Here is a 22287-nt window from a genome sequence, read left to right as displayed (position 1 = left end):
TCAGTGGGACGAAACGCAATAACCGGCAGATTCTACGTTCCGTCCCACAAAACACCCACAGAACAGTGGGACGCAATGCATTTCAGGGCCTATTCCACGTTCCGTCCCACGGCTTGCCCACCGTCACAGCGAACATTCAGACAGTATTCAGGCAAAAACGTTGGAACACAGCGGAACATGAACGCCAGTGCAAAGCCCGTACCTGTTGAGCGCCGCGCACGAGTGGGACGCAACGCGAAAACAGCAGTCAATCGCATTCCGTCCCACAAAACATCCACCAGCCAGTGGGACGCGACGAAAAAACAACGGCCAATCGCGTTCCGTCCCAAAATCAGTGGGACGAAACGCAATAACCGGTAGATTCTACGTTCCGTCTCACAAAACACCCACAGACCCACAGACCGGTGGGACGCAACGCATTTCAGGGCGCAAGTATTTTACGAAGTAGCCGTTTTTCCCGAGAAATCCTTGCGCTGGGGACTGGGCTCGGGTGCTTACGCTACAGTCACTTGCGCTGAGGGTGTGCGCTGGAGGGTGTGCTTGCTAGGGGCTCGCTTGCGCTAAGGTCACATGCGCTGGGTGCGCTGGGGTGCTTTGCGCTAGTGTCGCTTGCGCCGTGGGGTGACGAGGATGCTGAGGATGCTGAGGATGCTGAGGGAATGTCACGACTTGGCGCGGCCGGACTTGGCGCGGCCGGACTTGGCGCGGCTGGTCTTGGAGACGAATTCGCGATCCGCGATGATCTTGCCCGACCGGTCAAGCTCGGTCGAGAATCGTCCATAGTCGCTGAGAATCACGCCCATGTACAGCATGTCCACCAGCGTGGCCTGCGCCACCCGCGAGAAGATCGCATTGCCGTAGATGGTGCGTTTGCTGTGCCCGGTGTGCAGCGACACGTCCGCCCAGTTCTCGATGGGCGCGCCGAGCGAGTTGGTCACCGCCACCGTATGTGCGCCCTGCGCCTTCGCCAGACGCAGGGCCTTGACGGTATCGGCGGACGAACCGGAATAGGAGAAGGCCACCGCCACGTCGTCTTGCGTGAGATGACCGGTGCCGATCTGCTGCAGGTAGGCGTCGGCGTTCAGCCTGCAAGTCAGGCCGAGGTAGCTGAGCTTGGTGAACAGATCGGTCGCCGGCACAAGCGAGTTTTCGACGCCGAGGATGTCGATTGTTTTGGCTTCGGCGATCATGGTGACCGCTCTGCGCAGCGCGCCCTGATCGAGTGCGCTGGCAAGATCGTCGAGCAGCGACTTCGCGCCGTTGACGGCCTTCGCCGGAACCGTCTCCACTCCATCCCAGGGATTGAGATCGAAACCCTCCAGCGGATCGAACGTCATGCGTTTTTCGGACTGTGGATGACGGAGCACATATCGCAGCTCGCGGTAGCCGCCGAAACCCAGTTTTCGGGCGAAGCGGATGACCGTGGGCTGGCTCACCTCGGCCTTCTCGGCCAGCTGACCAACCGTCAGCGCCGCCGATTCGTCAAGGTGATCGCGCACGTACTGCGCGACGGATCGTTCCGCCGGGCGCAGCGAAGGGTACACGTGGTCGATGCGCTCACGTATGCCTACCGAGGTTTGCATGCCGTCTCCCTTGTGCCTTTCACTATCCGTGACACAGCCTATCGGAAAACGCCGTACGGCCGCTCGCGGATAGTTGTCGGACGGGTGAACTCGCACTGAACACTTGCGTTTGTCGGGTCGCTGGTGATCATCCGCCGATTGGTTGTCGGCTGTCCGCTACTGCCCGTCGAGCGGCGACCGATTGCCCGCGGACCGGTCGATGACCGGCTCCCGAACGCCGCGTTGGCGCTGTATGGAGGGTATGGCATAATAACCAAGGCTATTTTTGAGCTATGCCGCTTTCAAGATATGAAAAGGTGATTTACCGTGGCACAGACTACCAATGACATCAAGAACGGATCGGTTCTGAACATCGACGGCCAGCTGTGGACCGTCATCAAGTTCCAGCACGTCAAGCCGGGCAAGGGTCCCGCCTTCGTGCGCACCACCATCAAGAACGTGCTGTCCGGCAAGATCGTGGACAAGACGTTCAACGCGGGCATGAAGATCGATTTCGAGACCGTTGACAACCGCAACCTGCAGTACTCCTACGAGGACGGCGACAACTTCGTCTTCATGGACATGACCACCTACGATCAGATCTACATCCCCAAGGCGCTGGTCGGCGATCAGGCCAAGTTCCTGCTCGAGGGCACCGACTGCGTCGTCTCGTTCCACGACGGCACCCCGCTGTCCGTCGAACTGCCGGCTTCCGTCGTGCTGACGATCACCCACACCGAGCCCGGCCTGCAGGGCAACCGCTCCAACGCCGGCACCAAGCCCGCCACCGTCGAGACCGGTGCCGAGATCCAGGTCCCGCTGTTCGTCGGCGAGGGCGAGAAGGTCAAGGTCGATACCCGCGACGGTTCCTACCTGGGCCGCGAGAACTGAGAGAGCCGCCCTCATGGCACGTTCAACCGCCCGCAAAAGGGCTCTGAACACGTTGTATGAGGCGGATGAGAAGGGACAGGATATCCTGTCCCTTCTTGATGAGCGCATCGCCGTACCGGGCGTGCAGTCGCCTCTTCCGGACTACGCCATCGAAATCGTGCGCGGCGTGGCGGACCATCTGAGAGACATCGATGCCACGCTCAACGAGTATTCAACCGGGTGGAAGGTCCGTCGCATGGCCGTCGTCGATCGCAACATTCTGCGCATCGCCGCCTGGGAGATCATGTACAACCCGGAGGTGCCCGACAAGGTTGCCATCGACGAGGCGCTTGGTCTGGCAAAGACCCTGTGCGACGACGACGCGCCCGCGTTCATCCACGGTCTGCTGAGCGCGGTGTGCGCAGGCATTCAGCAGCGGCAGTCGGAGCAGGAGGCGGCCGAGCAGCTTGCGCGGCAGTCCGCGCTGGCGGAATCCGAGATCGCCGATACTGCTGCGGCTGATTCCGATGCTGCTGCGGCTGATTCTGCTGCGGCTGATTCCGATGCTGCCGATGCTGATGCTGTGGAATCCGCGGCAGCCGAGTCCGCGAATGAAGAATCTGTCGATGACGAATCCGCGGCAGTGAGCGGCACATCCGAGGCGGATGCCTCCGCCGATGCGGCGAACGTCGATGACGAGTCCGTCGATGACGAGTCCGCCGATGGCGAGACGCACGGCGAGTCCGTCTCGAATAACTGAAAAACAACCGACCCAATGCATGTTCGGCGGTCGGCCAGAGTCCCCGCCGAACGTTAGGGTTGGTACGAGAATCCTGAGTGATATCCCGAGTGATTGAGGGGGTTTTGGTGAACCAGTTTGATTCCGAAGCCGTGAGTTTCTCCCCTGATGATGCCGTTCTTGTTCTTGAGGACGGGCAGGTGTATGTGGGAGAGCCCTATGGTGCGATCGGGAAGACCTGCGGTGAGATCGTGTTTGCGACCGGCATGACCGGTTATCAGGAGACGCTGACCGATCCCAGCTACGATCGACAGATCGTGGTGCAGACGTTCCCGCACATCGGAGACACCGGAATCAATGACGAGGATCCTGAATCCTCTCGCATCTGGGTCGCCGGCTACGTCGTTCGAGATCCCAGCCCCGTGGTGAGCAACTGGAGGGCGACCGGAAGCCTCGACGACGATCTGAAGCGCGAAGGCATCGTCGGCATCAGCCATATCGACACGCGCAAGCTGGTTCGTCACCTGCGTTCCGCGGGTGTGATGCGCGCGGCGATCTTCTCCGGCGACGAGCTCGTCGGCGCGGACGGCCGCCCGCGCAGCATCGAATCCATGCTCGCCGATGTCAAGGCGACGCCGCAGATGAAGGGCCTGAGCCTCTACGACGAGGTCAGCACCAAGAATGCCTACACCATCGAGCCGTGCGGCCGCTTCGAGGGGCAAGCGCCGCTGTTCACCGTCGCGGCGGTTGATCTCGGCATCAAGGCCATGACCCCGCACCGCATGGCGGAGCGAGGGTGTCGTGTGCACGTCGTGCCGTCCACCATCACGTTCGAGGAGCTTGTCGCCCTCAACCCGGATGGCGTGTTCTTCTCCAACGGCCCGGGCGACCCCGAACAGGCCGACCCCGAGGTCGAACTGCTGCGTCGCGTGCTCGACGCCGGCTACCCGTTCTTCGGCATCTGCTTCGGCAACCAGCTGCTCGGCCGCGCGCTCGGGTTCGGCACCTACAAGCTCAAGTTCGGCCACCGTGGCATCAACCAGCCGGTCAAGGACGTCACCACCGGCAAGGTCGAGGTCACCGCGCACAATCACGGATTCGCCGTCGACGCCCCACTCGGCGATCCGGTGGCATCCCCGTACGACAACGGCCGTTACGGGCGCGTGTTCGTCTCGCACATCGATCTCAACGACAATGTGGTCGAAGGTCTTCAGTGCATCGACATTCCCGCGTTCTCGGTCCAGTACCATCCGGAGGCGGCCGCAGGTCCGCATGATGCCGCATACCTGTTCGATCGATTCGTGGATCTGATGAAGACGGCAAAGAACGCCGCAGAGAACGCCAAGGAGGAACATCGCAATGCCTAAGCGTACGGACATCAAATCGGTGATGGTCATCGGCTCCGGCCCGATCGTCATCGGCCAGGCAGCCGAGTTCGACTACTCGGGCACCCAGGCATGCCGCGTGCTGCGCGAGGAGGGCATTCGCGTCATTCTCGTCAATTCCAACCCGGCCACCATCATGACCGACCCGGAAATGGCGGATGCCACCTACATCGAGCCGATCGCCACGCCGATCCTTGAGCAGATCATCGCCAAGGAGCGCCCGGACGCGCTGCTGCCCACCCTCGGCGGTCAGACCGCGCTCAACGCCGCGATGGCGCTCGGCGAGGCCGGCGTGCTCAAGAAGTACAACGTCGAACTGATCGGCGCATCCCTCGACGCGATCGACCGCGGTGAGGATCGCGAGCTGTTCAAGAAGGTCGTCGAACAGGCCGGTGCCGAATCGGCGCGATCCCGCATTGCGCACACGCTTCGCGAATGCGATCGCATCGCCGAGGAGCTCGGCTACCCGCTGGTCGTCCGTCCGAGCTTCACAATGGGCGGTCTCGGCTCCGGCATCGCGCATAACGAGGAGGAGCTGCACCGCATCGCTGGCGCCGGCATCCACTATTCTCCGACCGATGAGGTGCTCATCGAGGAGGGCATCGAAGGCTGGAAGGAATTCGAGCTCGAGCTGATGCGCGATCGCAACGACAACGTCGTGGTCGTCTGCCCGATCGAAAACGTCGATCCGGTCGGCGTGCACACCGGCGATTCGATCACCGTGGCGCCCTGCTTCACCCTCACCGATCGCGAATACCAGAAGCTGCGCGACATCGGCATCGCGATCATTCGCGGCGTCGGCGTCGACACCGGCGGCTGCAACATCCAGTTCGCCGTGCACCCCGAGACCGGCCGCATCATCGTCATCGAAATGAACCCGCGCGTGTCGCGCTCCTCGGCGCTGGCATCCAAGGCCACCGGCTTCCCGATCGCCAAGATCGCCACCAAACTGGCCCTCGGATACACGCTCGACGAGATCCGCAACGACATCACCCAGTCCACGCCGGCCTCGTTCGAGCCGACCATCGACTATGTGGTGACCAAGGTGCCGCGCTTCGCATTCGAGAAGTTCCCGGGCGCCGATCCGACGCTGACCACCTCCATGAAGTCCGTCGGCGAGGCGATGGCGCTGGGCGGCAACTTCCAGGAATCGCTCGGCAAGGCCATGCGTTCCATCGACAAGCGTCACATGGGCTTCAGTTGGGATGGCGACAAGCCCGATGCCGCCGAGGTTGCCGAGCTGCTCAAGGCCATTCACGTGCCGACCGAGCATCGCTATCTTGAGATCCAGCGCGCGCTGTGGGGAGGCGCCACCGAACAGCAGATCTTCGACGCCACGAAGATCGACCCGTGGTTCATCCGCCAGCTGTCACTCATCAACGCGACCGCGCTTGAGGTCCGCGATGCCGAAGCGCTGACCAAGCGCCTGCTGCGCAAGGCCAAGCGCGCCGGCCTGTCCGACGTGCAGATCGCGCATCTGCGTGGCCTTGGCGACGAAGGCGAGAACACGGTCCGCGAACTGCGCTGGACATACGGCCTGCGACCGGTCTACAAGACCGTCGATACCTGCGCCGCCGAGTTCGACGCGGTCACGCCGTACTACTACAGCTGCTACGCCGACGAAAGCGAGCTGCGCCCGCGTCAGCGTGAGGCGGTGATCATCCTCGGCTCCGGCCCCAACCGCATCGGCCAGGGCATCGAGTTCGACTACACCTGCGTGCACGCGGTGCAGGAGCTCGGCAAGAACTACGACACGATCATGGTCAACTGCAACCCCGAGACTGTGTCCACCGACTACGACATGTCCGACCGCCTCTACTTCGAGCCGCTCACCTTCGAGGACGTGCTCGAGATCTACGAGGCCGAGAAGAAGATGGGACCGGTCAAGGGCGTCATCGTGCAGCTCGGCGGCCAGACGCCGCTGTCGCTGGCCGCACGTCTCAAGGCCGCAGGTGTGCCGATCCTCGGAACCACGCCGGAATCCATCGATCTGGCCGAAAACCGCGAGCTGTTCGGCGAGGTCCTCAAGAAGGCGCATATGAACGCGCCGCGCTACGGCACCGCGCTGAGCCTCGACGGGGCGCGCGAAGCCGCCCACAACATCGGATACCCGGTGCTCGTGCGCCCCAGCTACGTGCTCGGCGGCCGCGGCATGGAGATCGTCTACGACGATGCCCAGCTCGTCAAGTACGTCAACCGCGCGCTCGACGAGGCCAAGGCCGACACGGTCGTCTCCGGCCGTCTGCCCTCCCCGCTGCTCATCGACAAGTTCCTTCAGGATGCCATCGAGATCGACGTCGACGCCCTGTTCGACGGCGAAGAGCTCTACATCGGCGGCATCATGGAACATGTCGAAGAGGCCGGCGTGCACTCCGGCGACGCTGCCTGCACGCTGCCGCCGTCCACGCTGTCCGACGATCAGATCCGTCGCCTTCGCGAGGGCACCTACGCCATCGCCAAGGGATGCGGCGTGAAGGGACTCATCAACGTGCAGTACGCCTTCATGGCCAACACACTGTACGTGATCGAAGCCAATCCGCGCGCCTCGCGCACCGTGCCGTTCGCCTCCAAGGCGACCGGCGTGGCGCTTGCCAAGGCCGCGGCGCGCATCATGGCGGGGGAGTCCATCGCCGATCAGCGCGCCAACGGGCTGCTGCTGCCCAAGGGCGATGGCGGTATCATTCACCGTGGCCAGCAGGTCGCCGTCAAGGAATCCGTGCTGCCGTTCAAGCGTTTCCGCACCCCGGTCGGCAAGAGCGTCGACGTGCTGCTCGGTCCCGAGATGCGTTCCACCGGCGAAGTCATGGGATTCGACCGCGACTTCCCGCACGCCTTCGCCAAGAGCCAGCTCGCCGCATACGACGGCGGACTGCCCACCGGCGGCAACGTGTTCATCTCCGTCAACGACACCGACAAGCGCCAGCTGCCGATGGTGGCCGTCCGCCTTGTCGAACTTGGATTCACGATCTGGGCGACCGAAGGCACCGCATCCGTGCTGCGTCGCTACGGCATCGACTCCAAGATCGTCGACAAGATCAACACCCGCATCGACACCGATCCCGAAGCGCCGGTCATCGTCAACCATGCCGAAGGCAGCATCGGCAAGAACGTCGTCGAGCTCATCGAAGACGGTGCGATCGATCTTATTCTCAACACGCCGAACTCACGTGGTTCGCGATCCGACGGATATTCCATCCGTGCCGCAGCCATCGCCGCTGACATTCCCCAGTTCACGACGATGACCGAATTCCAAGCCGTGCTCATGGCCATCGAAGCCGTGAAAAACAACGACTACCAGATCATGAGCATCCAAGATCATTCCAAACAGCTGTTTGACCTAGAGAGACGGGACATGTGATGACTACAGCACCCAGCAGTGAGGAAATGCTCGCCCAGCGTTCGGACTTCGGTCTGCGCCTGAGTAATTCAATGGCAAAATACGGGCCGTTATGCGTCGGCATCGACCCGCACCGAAAGCTTCTCGCTGACTGGGGCTACAACGTCGACGCCGAAGGCGCCGAGCTGTTCTCCATGCGCATGCTCCAGGCCACCAACGGCCGGGCGGCAGCCGTCAAATTCCAGACGCCCATGTTCGAGCGCTACGGGTCCAAAGGATTCGCCGCGCTCGAACGAGTGCTCTATGCGGCACGCCAAATGGGCATCATCACCATCGTGGACTGCCTGCACGGCGGCCTGTCCACCACCATCTCCTCCATCGCCGACGCCTACTTCAAGCCGGGCGCACCCATGCTTGCCGATGCGATCACCCTGCTGCCCTACTATGGTGCACGCTCCCTCGGCGGGCTCATCAACGAAGCGCTCGACAACGGTCGCGGTGTCTTCGTCGCATCCCTCACCTCCAACCCCGAAGGGCGCAGCCTCCAGACAGCCATTCGTCAAAGCGGCGAATACAAGGGCGAAACCGTCGCCTACGGCATTGCGTCCACCGCCCAGAAATTCAATCAGGGCATCGAAGGCATGGGATCGGTCGGCCTCATCATCGGCGCCACCATCGGCCAATGGATGATCGCCAGCGGCATCGACCCCTCCAAATTCACCGGCCCCATCCTCTCCCCGGGATACGGCTGGCAAGGTGCCGAAGCCAAGGATCTCAAAACCGTCTTCAAAGGAACCAAAGGCAACGTACTCGTGACAGTCTCCCGTTTCATCGCCTCCCACGGCCCCGACATCACCGCCCTCTCCCAGGCCACCGAAGCCATCGCCCTTGACGTGCGCCAGGCACTCATCGAAGCGACCAAGGAAGGTGCCGCCGAAGCCGACAATGGGCAGCCCAAGTCCTCGATGCACGGCGGACGACTCGTCGTCGTCACCGGCCCCGCCGGCGTCGGCAAAGGTACCGTCGAAACCGCTCTCCGCAAGAAGCACCCCGAAGTATGGGTCTCCGTATCAGCCACCACCCGCAAGCCTCGCCCCGGTGAAGTCAACGGCGTCAACTACTGGTTCATGAGCGAACCCGAATTCGCCGCCAAGGAAAACAACGGCGAATTCCTCGAAACCGCGCTCGTCCACGGCATGGCCCACTACGGCACCCCATTGAAGCCCCTCGAAGAGCACCTCGCCGAATCCACCCCCACCATCCTCGAAATCGACCTCCAAGGAGCCCGACGCGTCAAACAGCGCGCCGCCGAACTCGGTCTCGAAGTCGTCTACGTCTTCATCGCCCCGCCCAGCTTCGACGAGCTCATCCACCGTCTCATCAGCCGCGGCACCGAAACCGAAGAACAGCGCAACCGTCGTCTTGCCACCGCCAAAGTCGAACTCGCCGCCGAAAGCGAATTCGACGTCACCATCGTCAACGACAACGTCGATCGGGCGGCGGATGAATTGTGGTCCGTCATCGCCCGCGAATACGGAATCAATGCATGATGGAGCGTTAGCTGCGTTGCTCCTCAGTCGACGTACCTGTTGCGCTGCGCGCAACCTTCGCGGCAGGCCGCTCACTTCGCCTGAGGACAGTCCACTGGACTGTCCTCTACGGCTCAGCGCTTTCGGTCTCGGACGGCGGTCTCCGCACGCATCATGCATTGATTCCTGCATTGGTGACGCGAATGATGGAGCGGTAGCTGCGATTGTCGTATGAGTGCTGATGGCATATAAAGCGACGTGAGCGATTGTCTATCAGCGTCTGATAGACAATTTGCCACACTGTGCCCTAATTCTCTTGGCCGTCACAGTTCAACCATCGATGACCATCGAAGATGACACCATAGCGCAAGATAATCTCGAAACAATCACCCATTTCGAGAAAAACTTGCGCGGGGAGCGTTGGTTGCGCAAGATCATCTCGAAATCAAGGGGAATCTCGAGAATACCTTGCGCAAACAGGTCTCGTAGCGCAAGGTATTCTCGAACTATAGCCTCGTTTCGAGAAAAACTTGCGCTCACAGGGCGGTCGGACGCGAGACCCAGCCAGTTGGGCGTGAAGCGAGAGTCACAGTGAGTCATGCCGAGCCGCATGATCGCCCAGATGACTCCCGCTTGTCACGCGACGCCAAAAACACCGAAAATCGCGTCGCGTGACAGACCGTGGCATTCCGTCGTCATGGGCCATAATCATAAAGTGGCGGAATTTCAATGGTTTGAACCAGACTGAAGCTGGTTCGCAGCAGGTTCGCGTGTCACGAGACGTGAAAACCGGGCAAAATGTCGTCGCGTGACAAGTCGGACTGTCACGCGACGACAAAATCGTCAAAAATCGCGTCGCGTGACAGACTTTGGGTGCAACCAACAGTACAGTGCGGGAAACACTAATGGCGCGCCGCACTTCAGGTCCGTTTCGCAGGAGACCTGTTTTCGCGGGTCAGACAAGACAGTAGACAGACAAGACAGTAGACAGACAAGACAGTAGACACCGCTGAAGGCCTTGCCCATTGCCGTAGCATGGTTGCCAATTGGCAACCAACACGCCATTGCCGAAAACCCACCTGCCGGCTCGCATGTTGACTACAAACAGCTCCGTTGTTTGCTTCACGGCAACGGTCCTTCAGAGGGTGTCGGCACCACTCAACCATTTGTGAGGCAGATCGCTAGAACGTATCGAGCAGTGGATTCGTGCCATCGATCTGGCGACCAAGACGAGCATCCTGCATGCCGATTTCGAGCTGCGGCGCATTCGGCGGCACCACCAGCCGGGCGCGCGTTCCATAGATCTGCAACGTGCACGGTCGGACGCGCATATCGACATCAAATCGTCTGGCGAGTCGGCGCATAGCCTTTACCGACGAGCTCAACGCGCGCATCGATGGCTTGCCGTATCCGCGTTCGCAGTAGGCGCCCATCGTGCGCTTGCGCAACTCGACATCGTCATACGACCGTTCGCTCCAATACAGCGTATAGGAATGCACCTGCGCGGTCGGCAGGAAATACAGGCGTCCAATATCATTGGGCAATACTTCAAAACGGAAGAAATAGTGCAGATCATCGCCCTCGAACGGATCGTGGCGGATGATCGGCGTGGACAACGCAAGCCGAGAAATCGCAATACGCCCGGCATAGGCGCGCTGGATATCACGTCCGGTGATGGCGTAGCCGGGCACCTGCGGCATACTGGAGCGCAGATGATCGTCATACGCATAGTCAAGAGCGGTGATGAACGTCGTGAAGGGAATCAAGCCGGCCACTACATACACGAATTGCGGAATGGTGATCGCATCGGCAAACGGAGCGTACAGATCCAATGCGACCAGCAACAGCAGCACCGCCAGTGTCCCGGCAGTGATCCTGTACAGTACGACGGTGGTATGGTGTCCCTTCGCGCGGTTTCCTTGCGGATCGAACGGCTGGGCGACGATAGGCCAGTCGGCACGCCAATCGGAGGCATAGCGCGATTTCGGCTGCGGCATCGTATGCCAAAACGCGGATTGCGCAGGAAATTGAGCAGATGATTGCAGAGCGGATTGCGAAGCGACCCGCGCATTCGGCCATATGGATGGTGCCTGTGTATTCATCGTTCCTCCCTGAATGCTCAAGAAGTCTCAATGCTTGACGATAACTGCCAATATAGGCGCATGCACCGCTGATGTCCAAAGGCCAGACTGGTATTGTGCGGACTGGCTCATTGCCAATGGACGTATATCCCCAAAACGCGAGTGTCCCCGCAATCGCAGAACAATCCGCGAATGCGAGGACACAACATGCCGGCACGATGCCGATGTCGATGCAGCACCGACCGCAACCGACCGCAGCAACCGCAGCACCCGGTTGCAGCAACCGCAGCAGCCGATCAGGCGAGTCCAGAGAGCTTATTGATAAGCTCCGGATCCCTCGTCGCACCCTTGTCGGCCGAGCGGGCGAATGCCGCATATGCCTTGAGCGCCTGCGAGACCTTGCGGTCGCGGTGCGCCACATAGCCGTCCCCGGCCTCCAGTTCGGCGCGGCGCTCCGCCAGCTGCTCGTCGGTCAGCTCCACGTTCACCGAACGATTCTCGATATCGATATTGATGATGTCGCCGTTCTTGATCAGCGCGATCGGTCCCTTGTTCGCCGCCTCAGGCGCGATGTGTCCGATCGCCAGACCCGACGAACCACCGGAGTAGCGTCCGTCGGTGAGCATGGCAACCTGCTTGCCGATGCCCTTGCCCTTGACAAAGGAGGTCGGGTACAGCATCTCCTGCATGCCCGGTCCGCCCTTCGGGCCCTCGTAGCGGATGACCAAGGCCATGCCGGGCTTCAGCGTATCGTCAAGGATGACCTTGATGGCTTCTTCCTGGGACTCGACCACCAGCGCCGGGCCACGGAACTTCCAGATCTCCTGCGGTACGCCGGCGGTCTTGACCACGCAGCCGTCGGGCGCAAGGTTGCCACGCAGCACCGCAAGGCCACCCTCATGGATCTCAGGATGATCGATGTCGTGGATCGCGCCGTTGACACGGTCGGTGTCGAGCGAGTCGAACAGCGTCTCATGCGTCCACGGCTCGGGGGAGACGATGTGGCCAGGTGCCGCATGATACATGGTCTTGGCCTCTTCGGTGCAGGTCGGGCGCATGATGTCCCAATCGTCCAGCTTGGCCTCAAGCGACGGATAATCCACCGAATGCACGTCCTTGTGCAGCTTGCCGGCGCGATCCAGCTCGCCGAGGATGCCGCAGATGCCGCCTGCGCGGTGCACGTCGGAGATCTCCCACTTGCCGGAAGGCGCGGCCTTGCAGATGCACGGCACGGTGTGCGAGATGCGCTCGATGTCATCCAGAGTGAAGTCCACGTCGGCCGACTGCGCCATTGCGAGGATATGCAGCACGGTGTTCGTGGAGCCGCCCATCGCCACATCCATCGTCATCGCGTTCTCGAACGCGTGCTTGGTCGCGATCGAACGCGGCAGCACCGAATCGTCGTCCTCGTGATAGTAGCGATCCGCCAGATGCACGATCTCGCGCGCGGCCTTGCGGAACAGCTCCTTGCGGAAGCCGTGGGAGGCGAGAATGGTGCCGTTGCCGGGCAGAGCCAGACCGATCGCCTCGGTCAGGCAGTTCATCGAGTTGGCGGTGAACATGCCGGCGCACGATCCGCAGGTCGGGCACACGGTCTTCTCGTAGTTGAGCAGATCCTCCTCGGAGATGCTGTCGTCGGCGGAGGCGTACATGACGGAGATCAGATCGGTGTTCTTCTTGACCGTGCCGTCGGCGAGCACCGTGGTGCCGGCCTCCATCGGGCCGCCGGAGACGAAGATCGTCGGAATGTTGAGGCGCAGCGCGGCCATGAGCATGCCCGGGACGACCTTGTCGCAGTTCGGGATGCAGATCAGGGCGTCGGCGCAGTGCGCGTTCACCTGATATTCGACCGTGTCGGCGATGATGTCGCGGCTCGGCAGCGAGTAGAGCATGCCGGTGTGACCCATCGCGATGCCGTCGTCGACGGCCATCGTGTTGAATTCACGCGGGATGCCGCCCGCCTCCTTGATCGCCTCGGAGACGATGCGACCGACCTTGTTGAGGTGCACGTGGCCGGGGAGGAACTCGTCGAAGGAGTTGGCGATGGCCACGATGGGCTTGCCGAAGTCCTTGCCGCTGACGCCCGCGGCACGATAGAGGGCGCGCGCGCCGGCGAATACGCGCCCGTTCATTAGCTTTGCTGATCTCATTTCTGCCATGGTTCCATTCAAGTCCCTAATCGAGACACGCGTGTTGTCAATAGTCGGATAGTGGAATTCACACAGACGTTACATTGCGGGCGGCGCGGCGCTGGGGTGGCGAGGGCGGTGCGGGCGGCGCGCGTGGCATGAATGAACACATCGCCGCCAGCATGGCGATCACGCCCTACACTGGGGGCATGTCCGTTTCGATGCCGTCATCGCAATCAACCCAATCAACTCAATCGCAATCGTCATCCCAATCATCGATGCCATCGTCCCCAACGCATCAGGTGCCGCAGCCGAGCGCGCCGCAGCCGAGCGCGCCGCAGCCGAGCGCGCCGGTGGAATTCGCCGGCGCAGCCCGCAGCATTCCGCCGAACGTCTTCGCGGTGACCGATCGCAAGGTGGAGGAGTCGATCGCAGCCGGCAACGACGTGATCGATCTGGCCAAAGGCAATCCCGATGCGTATCCGGAGGAGTTCATTCGCGATGCCGCCAGGCAGGCGATCGACGATCCGGCCAACGCGCGGTACACGCCGTTCGACGGCAAGCCCGCGTACCTTCGCGCCGCCGCGGATTGGTATCGGCGTATGCACGGCGTGACACTCGACTGGCATACGCAGCTGTTTGCGGTCGAGGGGGCGGTCGATGCGCTCGCCGGCCTGTATTCGATCATTCTCGATCCCGGCGATGCGGTCGCGTTCGCCGACCCGTACTATCCGTCGTATCATTGCATGGCCCGGATGCGCCGGGCGGAGGAGATTCTTCTGCCGGCGACGCGCGACCATGGTTTTCTCCCGGATCTGGATGCGGTCGGCGGCGAGGTGTGGGATCGCGTCAAGATGCTGGTGCTCAACTATCCGAACAATCCCACGGGAGCGCAGGCGCCGCTGGAGTTTCTCGCCAGGTCGGTCGAACTGGCGCGCCGGCACCGGTTCGTGATCGTGCATGACTACGCCTACTGCGGCCTTGGGGTCGGCACGGCGGGTGCTGGCATGGCGGGGGTCGTCGATGACGGCCATGGTGCCGCGGTCGGCCGCGCAGGCCAGCAGCACAGCATTCTGGAGGTGCCCGGCGCATGCGATGTGGCGGTCGAGGTCTGCTCGCTGTCGAAGATGTATGCGATGGCCGGGTGGCGTGCCGGGTTCGTCGCCGGCAATGCTCCGGTTGTGGATCATCTCAAGCGCTATCACTATCAGATGGGATCGATGATCACCGGCAATGTGCAGGATGCCGGCGTTGTGGCGCTGCAGTCCGATCAGTCATGCGTGGCTCGGCTGGCGCAGCGGTATGCCGAACGTCGTCGCATCGTTGCGCAGGGGCTTCGCTCGGCAGGACTCGATGTGTTCGATTCCGCGGGCGGCATCTATGTGTGGGCGCTTGTTCCGCAGGCGTGGCGCGGCGACGACGGCTCCGGAACCACTGGGGGAGAGCGATTCGCCGATGTGATGCTGGATCGCGCGCGGGTCGCCATGCTGCCTGGTTCCTGTTTCGGTTCGGTCGGCGGCGATTACGTGCGGCTCAGTCTGCTCAAGCCTCGGAACATGCTCGAGGAGGCCGTGCGACGCATCTGCGCCGCCGTCGCCCAGACAGACGACGTAGGTTGTGCGGTTCGCGATCTTCCGTGTGCCGATGCCGTCCGTTGACGTGCGTCGGCGAGGGGCTACAATAGACGGATATGGTCGGTGGACGGCACCGAGACCGAATGGGATGCCGTATCAAGCCGCAGCAAGGAAGGTGTGATGAACGCAGCCAAGCCAAACGAGATGCCGGATGTTGACAACACCCTGTTGCACACCGCGTTGTTCGCGCAGGTCTCGCATGAGCAGGCGGAGGAGCTGCTGCCGCATCTCGGGCACGGCATCTACGACAAGGGCGAATACATCTTCACTCAGGGTGATACCGACAAGCGCATGTTTCTTCTGGAGTCGGGGCGGGTCAAACTGGTGCGCGTCTCGGCCGACCAGCGAGCCCAGCTGCTGTCGATCCATGCGCGAGGCGAGATCATGGGCGAGATTCCGGCGTTCGACCCCGAGGGTGGGCCTCGGACCGCGTCCGCGGTGTCGATGGTGAACGGCACAAGCGTGGCGTGGCTCGAGCATGATGCCCTCTTCGACTGGCTGAACCGTTATCCGCGCGTCGCCGTCGATATGCTGCAGGTGCTGGCGCATCGCATGAGACTCAACAACGAGCACATCAGCGATCTGGTGTTCATGGATGTGCCCGCGCGGCTCGCCAAGACGCTGCTCGGACTTGCCACACGGTTCGGCGAGCCGGTGGAGGAGGGACTGCGCGTGCCTCACGATCTGACGCAGGAGGAGCTGGCGCAGCTGGTCGGTTCCTCGCGCGAGACCGTCAACAAGGCGCTCACCGACTTCGCCAATCGCGGCTGGATCGCGCGTCAGGGGCGTTCGATCATCATCTACCAGCCCGGCATGCTCATCCGACGTTCCCGCCGCTGACGTTCCCGCCGCCGCTGACGTTTCCCCGCCGCTAACGTTTCCCCGCCGCTGACGTATCCGCCGCTGGCGTTGCGGGGATGTCCATCGGGCAATCGGCTGATATTCAGTCTTTCCGCCGCGTCTTGCGGATTTTGTGATGAAGTTCGCGGGCGGCGATCGCAAGCCGTCATTAAGTAGTGGCGCACCTTTAGAATGGGGCGCATGCCCAAGAAGAAATCCAAAACCGCATCCCGCGTGTTCGCGCTGGCGCTGGCGTATCTGACGCTGTGCCTCGCGGGCGGCGTGGTGTCCAGTCTGTTCATGCTGCCGGCCATCTTCGGAGCGAACAAGGTGGCTCAGGCCATGGTGCCGTCGCTGGAGGTCGAAGGCGTCGATTTCGACGTGACCGATCTGCCGCAGAAGTCCACCATCTACGCGAGCGATGGCAAGACCCAGATCGCGCAGTTCTACGCGCAGAATCGCGTCGTCGTGCCGATCAAGGACATATCCGAACCGATGCAGCGTGCGGTCGTCGCCCGTGAGGACCGTCGATTCTTCTCGCATTCCGGCGTCGATGTCCAGGGCGTCATGCGCGCCTTCGTGCAGACGTATCTGGTCAAGGGGAGCACGCAGGGCGGCTCCTCGCTCACCCAGCAGTACGTCAAGAACGTTCTGGTCATGAAGGCCATGAACGACGACGATCCGATCGCCCAGTACCATGCGACCGAGGACACGCTGTCGCGCAAGATGCGCGAGATGCTCATCGCCGTGCAGATGGAGAAGCAGTACTCGAAGCTGGAGATTCTGCAGGGATACCTCAACATCGCCCAGTTCGGACGTGGCGTGTACGGCGTCGAAACCGCAGCGCAGCGTTATTTCAACACGTCGGCGAAGAACCTCAACATCGTCCAGGCGGCCACGATCGCCGCCATCACGAAGAACCCGCAGCAGTTCGACCCCTCCGTCGAGGCGAATCAGCCCGAGGCCGAGCGGCAGCGCAACACGGTGCTGCAGCTCATGTACCAGGAGGGGTACATCACCAAGGCCGAATACGACGAGAACCGTCAGATCCCCATCAAGGACACGCTCAACGTGCAGAAGCTGACGATGGGATGCCAGAACGCTGGCGACTACGCCTTCTTCTGCAGCTACGTGATGAACAAGATCCTCAACTCCAAGGAGTTCGGCGCCACTGCGGCCGATCGCGACAAGCTCCTCAAGGAGGGCGGCCTGAGCATCGTCACCACACTGGATCTCGATGCCAGCGACCTGCTGATGAAGACCGCGCGTTCCACCATTCCCCCCAACGACGCCAGCGGCATGGAGATCGTCATGGCATCGGTCAAGCCCGGAACCGGCGAAGTGCTCGGATTCGGCATCAACCGCACCTATGACGCGGCACAGGGCGACAGCAACGATCCGACGCATACGGCGGTCAACTATGCGGTGGACGAGGTGGACGGCGGCGGCTCCGGCTTCCCGATCGGCTCCTCATGGAAGCCGATCAACCTGATCGCATGGATGCAGGCGGGCCGTTCGATCAACGAGAATCTGCAGACCTCCACCGCCTACGTCACCAACCAGTTCGCCTGCGCGAAATACTCCGGCACCACCGAGGTGTGGAACGTGCAGAACGCGCTCGGCACCGGCACGGTGAACCCGGAATCCCCGTTCCTCGGTCTGCTTCGATCGCACAACACCACGCAGGCATCGATGGGCACCATCCTCGGCCTGTGCAAGGTCGCCGACACCGCCAAGCAGGTCGGGTACCACAACGCGATGGAAGGCCGCGAGGACATCTACGATCCGGCCACGCTCAACCCGCCTATGCTCATCGGTGCCGTCTCGGTCTCCCCGCTGACCATGGCGAACGTCTTCGCCACCTATGCCGCGAATGGCGTGGCATGCACGCCCATCGCCATGACCAAGGTGACCAAGTCCAATGGCGACGAGATCGAGGTTCCCAAGGCGAACTGCCATCAGGCGGTCGATTCGGGCATCATCCAGACGCTTGCCTACACGCTCAACCAGGGTGTCGTCAGGCCTGATGGCGCCGGTGGATCCGCCCAGCTCGACGGCGGTCGTAAGACCTTCGCGAAGACCGGTACCAACGGCAACACGTATGTGACGACCGGCGGGTTCATCCCCAATCAGATCGCCACCTTCGTGCTCGTGGGCGACGCGCAGGACCCCGCCCATCATCCGATCGAGAACATCGCCATCAACGGCGCCTACCACGGATACTGGGATGGTTCCACCATCGCCGCGCCGGCGTGGAAGAACTTCATGAACGCATACGCCGCCAAGAAGAAGCTTCCGATCGACAACGACTACGGCAAGCCGGACAGCAAGTACATGGCGACGTCGTACAGCTCGACGCCGATCGGCAGCAAGACCAAGCCGACGTACTCATCGAATTCGACCGCCAATGGCACGACGAACAGTACGACGAACGGCACGACCACCCAGGGCAACGCCGCGAATGCGAACGGCACCAACGGCACGACCACCCAAGGCAATACGACCAACACCAACACCAACGGCAACACCAACTGACGGTTGCCGGCGGCGACTATGACGAAAACACAGGGGCTCCTCGATCATGACATCATGTCGATCGAGGAGCCCCGGCGCTTTCAGTATGCTCCGCGCACGTACTGTGGCGCGTAGGGAGCGGCGGCGGTCGGAATGCCGAGCTTGTCGGCGGCGCGCAGCGGCCAATAGGGGTCGCGCAGCGCGGCTCGTCCGATCTCCACGGCATCGGCCTCGCCGCGCGCGACGATCTTCTCGGCCTGCTTGGGCTTGGTGATCAGGCCTACGGCGGTGACCGGAACATCCGCTCGTGAGCGCACCTGAGCGGAGAACGGGACCTGATATCCCGGCTTGACCGGAATGGTCACGTCGGCGATGATGCCACCCGTCGAGACATCCACCAGATCGACGCCGCGCTCCTTGAGCGCGCGGGAGACGATCACCGTCTGGTCAAGATCCCAGCCGCCGGCCGCCCAGTCGGTCGCGGAGATGCGCACCAACAGCGGCATGTCGTCGGGGATGACCGAACGCACCGCGTCGACGATCTCCAGTAGAAAACGCATGCGGCCGCTGATATTGCCGCCGTATTCGTCGGTCCGCTCGTTGCACAGCGGGTCCAGGAACTGCGAGATGAGATAGCCGTGCGCCGCGTGCAGCTCGATCGCCTGAAAACCGGCGATGACCGCGCGCGCCGCCGATGCGCGGAACTGCGAGATAATGTCGCGGATTTCGGCGATGCTCAGCTCGCGTGGCGTCGCATAGCCGCCGAACGCGATCTCGCTGGGCGCCACCGTCTGCCATCCGCCCTCCTCGAAGGGAACAGTGCGCCCCTCGAATCCGACGCCGAAGCACCCGGTGGAGCCTTTGCGGCCGGCATGGTTGAGCTGCACTGCCATCGCCGCGCCGGCCGCTTTGACATCGGATACGATCCAGCGCCACGCCTCGATCTGGTCGTCGTTCCACAATCCGAGATCGTTGGGTGAGATGCGCCCTTCGGGTGAGACCGCGGTCGCCTCGGCGATGATCATGCCGAAGCCGCCGAACGCGCGGGAGACGTAGTGCTGATAGTGGAACGGGGTCGGTTTGCCGTCGCGCGCGACCGCGGAGTAGGTGTCCATCGGGGGAAGCCAGATGCGGTTGCGCACGGTCAGGCCGCGAAGCGTCATCGGCTGGAACAGCGTGGTCTTCACGCCTTTGGCGCCCGAGCTGGAACCCGAGCCCTTCTTGCCCTTGCCCAGTGCCTTCTTCTCCTTCTTCTTCGCCGCCGGTTTCTGCGTGTCGTTGCCGTTGGCTGCCGTGCCGTTGGCTGTGATTGCGATGGCTGCGTTGTCGCTGGATGATTGGTCGCTGCCGCCCATGCTCGTTCCTCCCGTCGATCTTCACCCGTCTGCCAGCCGTGCAATCCGCGGCGTGCGTTTGCGCGCGGATGTTTGGCGATGGGACGGGCGTATTCCCTTCCGTGCCATTGTATCGTGTTGCGCCGCCTTATGCGGTCGCGGTGCGGGGCTGGTCAGGCGTCGGCTCCGACGGCGTCGGCGACGTGATCGTATCCGTCTCGTTTGAGCAGCGAGGCGAGGCCGCGCTTGAGCACGGTGATCTGCTGCGGGCCGCGATACATCAGCGAGGAGATGAACATCACCAGACTCGCTCCGGCGCGGATCTTCTCATACGCCTGCTCGGGGGTGAACACGCCGCCGATGCCGGCGATGGCGAAGCGGTCGCCGTACTCGCGGTACACCTGACGGACGATCGCGGTGCTGGCGCTAAAGCACGGGCCGCCGGAAAGGCCGCCCTGCCAATCGCGCGGAATCTCCATGCCGGACCGGTCCTTCTGCAGATTCGCGAAGCTCACGCCCTGCACGTTATGCTCGGCGAGCACGTCGAGCAGCTCCTTGAATTCGCCCCACGACTTGTTGAGCGGCATCTTGACGAGCGTGGGCTGGGGGCGGTCGATGCGGTCAAGTGCGCTGAACAGGCGGTCAAGCGCCTCCGGCGTCTGCGTGAACGGTTCGCCGGCGTGCGTGTTCGGGCAGGAGACGTTCACTTCGACCATTGCGGTGCGTCCCGCCGCGCGTCGCATCGAGATGCAGTAGTCCTCGATGCCCTCGTCGAGATCGCCGCACCGGTCGTCGTTCGTGCGCGCGATCGAAACGGAGATCTGCATGGCCTTCGCCTTCGTCCATGCCGACTCCGCGCGTTCGATCACCTTGTCGGAGCCGTCGTTGGCGAGGCCGACGTGGACCATCATCGAATCGTATTCGGGAAGACGGTGGAACCACGGCTTGGGGTTGCCCGCGCATGGGCGGGACGTGGTCGAGCCGACCGTCTCGAAGCCGAAGCCGGCGTTGTCGAGCAGGACCGGCATGTCGCAGTTCTTGTCGAGGCCGGCGGACAGGCCGAACGGATTGGCGAAATCCACGCCCATCACCCTGGTTTCGAGCACCGGGTCGGTGTAGTCGAGCATTTCGTTGAGCAGCCACATGAGCGGCGGGATGCGCCTGGTGACCCGGCAGAACTCGATCATCTGGTCATGCGCCACGTCGGGGGTGTGGTTGAAGACGAAATACGGCTTGACGATGTGCTTGTAGCCGAAGGTGAACAGGTCGCAGGTCGCCTTGTTCACGGCGTCGTGCCAAAAGCTTTCAGATACGTAGGTCATGCTCCCCATTGTGTCACCTGCACGCGATTGCGCAAGGTCGGTGCCCGGGCGGCGCTTGGCGGCGTGTGCATGCGGCAGGAGCCTGTGCCTGCGGCAGGAGTGCGATTTTGTTCACTTTGTCGCTGGATGGTACTTTTTGTTGCATGTTGTGCGCTGAAACGCTCAAGTCGTTTTGTTTTTTGCGCGTATATGTGCGATAATGTGAGAATGATCTCCTCGCAACGTCAGCACCTGATTCTGAGCAGGCTTCGCACGAGAGGTGCCGTGCGCATCACCTCGCTCAGCCAAGAGCTCGGCGTCTCGGCGATGACCATACGGCGGGATATTTCTGAGCTGTCAGACAAAGGTCTTCTTACGAGAGTGCACGGTGGCGCGATCACGGCGAACTCACTGCTGAGCGAGCCGTTGTTCTCCGTCAAGTCGCAGATGGACGTCGATCTCAAGGATGCCATCGCGCGCAAGGCGGTCAGCTATGTGGCCCCCGGCGATGTGATCGCCATTGGAGGCGGCACCACCGCGTACATCTTCGCGCAGCATCTGATCGAATCGCAGCGGTCGAACGGCGTGACCATTCTGACCAACTCCATTCCCGTCGCGGAACTGGTGCAGTCGCTCGAATCGAAGGACGTCGATGTGATCGTCACGGGCGGCGTCATCACCAGATCCAACTCGCTCGTCGGCCCCATCGCCGACAAGGTCGTCGGAAGCCTGCGCGTCAACACCGTGTTTCTTGGCACGCATTCGGTGTCCATCCCGCGCGGCTTCCTCATGCCCAATTCGCTGGAGGCCGCCACCGACATGGCGATGATGGGCATTGCCGATCGCACGGTCATCCTGACCGACCACACCAAGTGGCGTTGTACATCTTTGTCGTTGTTCGCCCGATTCGATCAGGTGGACACCGTCATATCAGACGACGGGCTCGACTCGAAATCCGCCGCCAAAACCAGGAATTTGGTCAAAGAACTCGTTCTGGCCCATCAGGACGAGCAAACCGAGGAAAGAGAGTGA

At 62.3% G+C, this 22287-nt stretch carries 13 protein-coding genes and 2 pseudogenes; 10 read left to right on the top strand and 5 right to left on the bottom strand.

Translation table 11 applies throughout. The annotated features are described in order from the left end of the window. Positions 1-662: 662 nt before the first annotated feature. Complete coding sequence (locus EHS19_RS06190; RefSeq protein WP_151916914.1) at positions 663-1583, bottom strand: MurR/RpiR family transcriptional regulator; 921 nt, start codon at positions 1581-1583, stop codon at positions 663-665. 306 nt (positions 1584-1889) lie between these two features. On the opposite strand from EHS19_RS06190, the gene efp reads away from it, so the two are divergent. The 6 genes and pseudogenes from efp to gmk all read left to right on the top strand — a co-directional run bounded on the left by efp (position 1890) and on the right by gmk (position 9443). Further along, a complete protein-coding gene (gene efp / locus EHS19_RS06185; RefSeq protein WP_151916913.1) occupies positions 1890-2453 on the top strand; it encodes an elongation factor P in 564 nt (187 codons plus the stop codon). A gap of 13 nt (positions 2454-2466) precedes the next feature. Beyond that, positions 2467-2856, top strand: a pseudogene (nusB, locus tag EHS19_RS11740) (transcription antitermination factor NusB); the annotation flags it as partial. 443 nt (positions 2857-3299) lie between these two features. Beyond that, positions 3300-4538, top strand: coding sequence for a glutamine-hydrolyzing carbamoyl-phosphate synthase small subunit (gene carA, locus EHS19_RS06175; RefSeq protein ID WP_151916911.1), 1239 nt, complete (start codon positions 3300-3302; stop codon positions 4536-4538). Continuing rightward, on the top strand, positions 4531-7914 hold the full coding sequence (gene carB, locus EHS19_RS06170; protein ID WP_151916910.1) for a carbamoyl-phosphate synthase large subunit: 3384 nt from the start codon (positions 4531-4533) through the stop codon (positions 7912-7914). Before carA ends, carB begins: the two co-directional genes overlap by 8 nt. Further along, positions 7914-8825 (top strand): annotated as a pseudogene (pyrF, locus tag EHS19_RS11370) (orotidine-5'-phosphate decarboxylase); the annotation flags it as partial. The gene carB and the pseudogene pyrF, both read left to right, overlap by 1 nt. A gap of 33 nt (positions 8826-8858) precedes the next feature. Next, positions 8859-9443 carry a guanylate kinase gene (gmk, locus tag EHS19_RS11365; RefSeq protein ID WP_241677120.1) on the top strand — a complete coding sequence of 195 codons (585 nt, stop codon included), beginning with the start codon at positions 8859-8861 and terminating at the stop codon, positions 9441-9443. 1160 nt (positions 9444-10603) lie between these two features. Here the strand turns inward: gmk and EHS19_RS06160 are convergent. Beyond that, the gene (locus EHS19_RS06160) at positions 10604-11524 is read right to left on the bottom strand and encodes a hypothetical protein (RefSeq protein ID WP_151916908.1); all 921 of its coding nucleotides are present in this window, start codon (positions 11522-11524) and stop codon (positions 10604-10606) included. Between the two features lie 275 nt (positions 11525-11799). Continuing rightward, positions 11800-13662: a dihydroxy-acid dehydratase gene (gene ilvD, locus EHS19_RS06155; RefSeq protein ID WP_151916907.1), complete on the bottom strand. Its 1863-nt coding sequence runs from the start codon at positions 13660-13662 to the stop codon at positions 11800-11802. A gap of 128 nt (positions 13663-13790) precedes the next feature. Here ilvD and EHS19_RS06150 point away from each other — a divergent pair, with 128 nt between their 5' ends. From EHS19_RS06150 to EHS19_RS06140, 3 genes are all read left to right on the top strand, one after another. Further along, positions 13791-15290, top strand: coding sequence for a pyridoxal phosphate-dependent aminotransferase (locus EHS19_RS06150; protein ID WP_241677117.1), 1500 nt, complete (start codon positions 13791-13793; stop codon positions 15288-15290). Between the two features lie 96 nt (positions 15291-15386). Continuing rightward, a complete protein-coding gene (locus tag EHS19_RS06145) occupies positions 15387-16106 on the top strand; it encodes a Crp/Fnr family transcriptional regulator (protein WP_151916906.1) in 720 nt (239 codons plus the stop codon). A 192-nt stretch (positions 16107-16298) separates the two neighbouring features. Next, on the top strand, positions 16299-18641 hold the full coding sequence (locus EHS19_RS06140) for a transglycosylase domain-containing protein (protein ID WP_151916905.1): 2343 nt from the start codon (positions 16299-16301) through the stop codon (positions 18639-18641). Positions 18642-18721: 80 nt separating this feature from the next. Here EHS19_RS06140 and EHS19_RS06135 read toward each other — a convergent pair whose 3' ends face one another. Next, the gene (locus EHS19_RS06135) at positions 18722-19783 is read right to left on the bottom strand and encodes an NADH:flavin oxidoreductase/NADH oxidase (RefSeq protein ID WP_241677119.1); all 1062 of its coding nucleotides are present in this window, start codon (positions 19781-19783) and stop codon (positions 18722-18724) included. Positions 19784-20127: 344 nt separating this feature from the next. Then, positions 20128-21276, bottom strand: coding sequence for a quinone-dependent dihydroorotate dehydrogenase (locus EHS19_RS06130; protein ID WP_151916903.1), 1149 nt, complete (start codon positions 21274-21276; stop codon positions 20128-20130). A gap of 189 nt (positions 21277-21465) precedes the next feature. Between EHS19_RS06130 and EHS19_RS06125 the strand changes: the two genes are divergently transcribed. Then, positions 21466-22287 (top strand): DeoR/GlpR family DNA-binding transcription regulator, encoded by an 822-nt coding sequence (locus tag EHS19_RS06125; RefSeq protein WP_175578346.1) that lies wholly within the window; start codon positions 21466-21468, stop codon positions 22285-22287.

This window comes from Bifidobacterium jacchi (genome assembly GCF_009078285.1).
GTDB classification, from domain to species: domain Bacteria; phylum Actinomycetota; class Actinomycetes; order Actinomycetales; family Bifidobacteriaceae; genus Bifidobacterium; species Bifidobacterium jacchi.
This window is presented reverse-complemented; position numbering and strand designations above follow the sequence as displayed.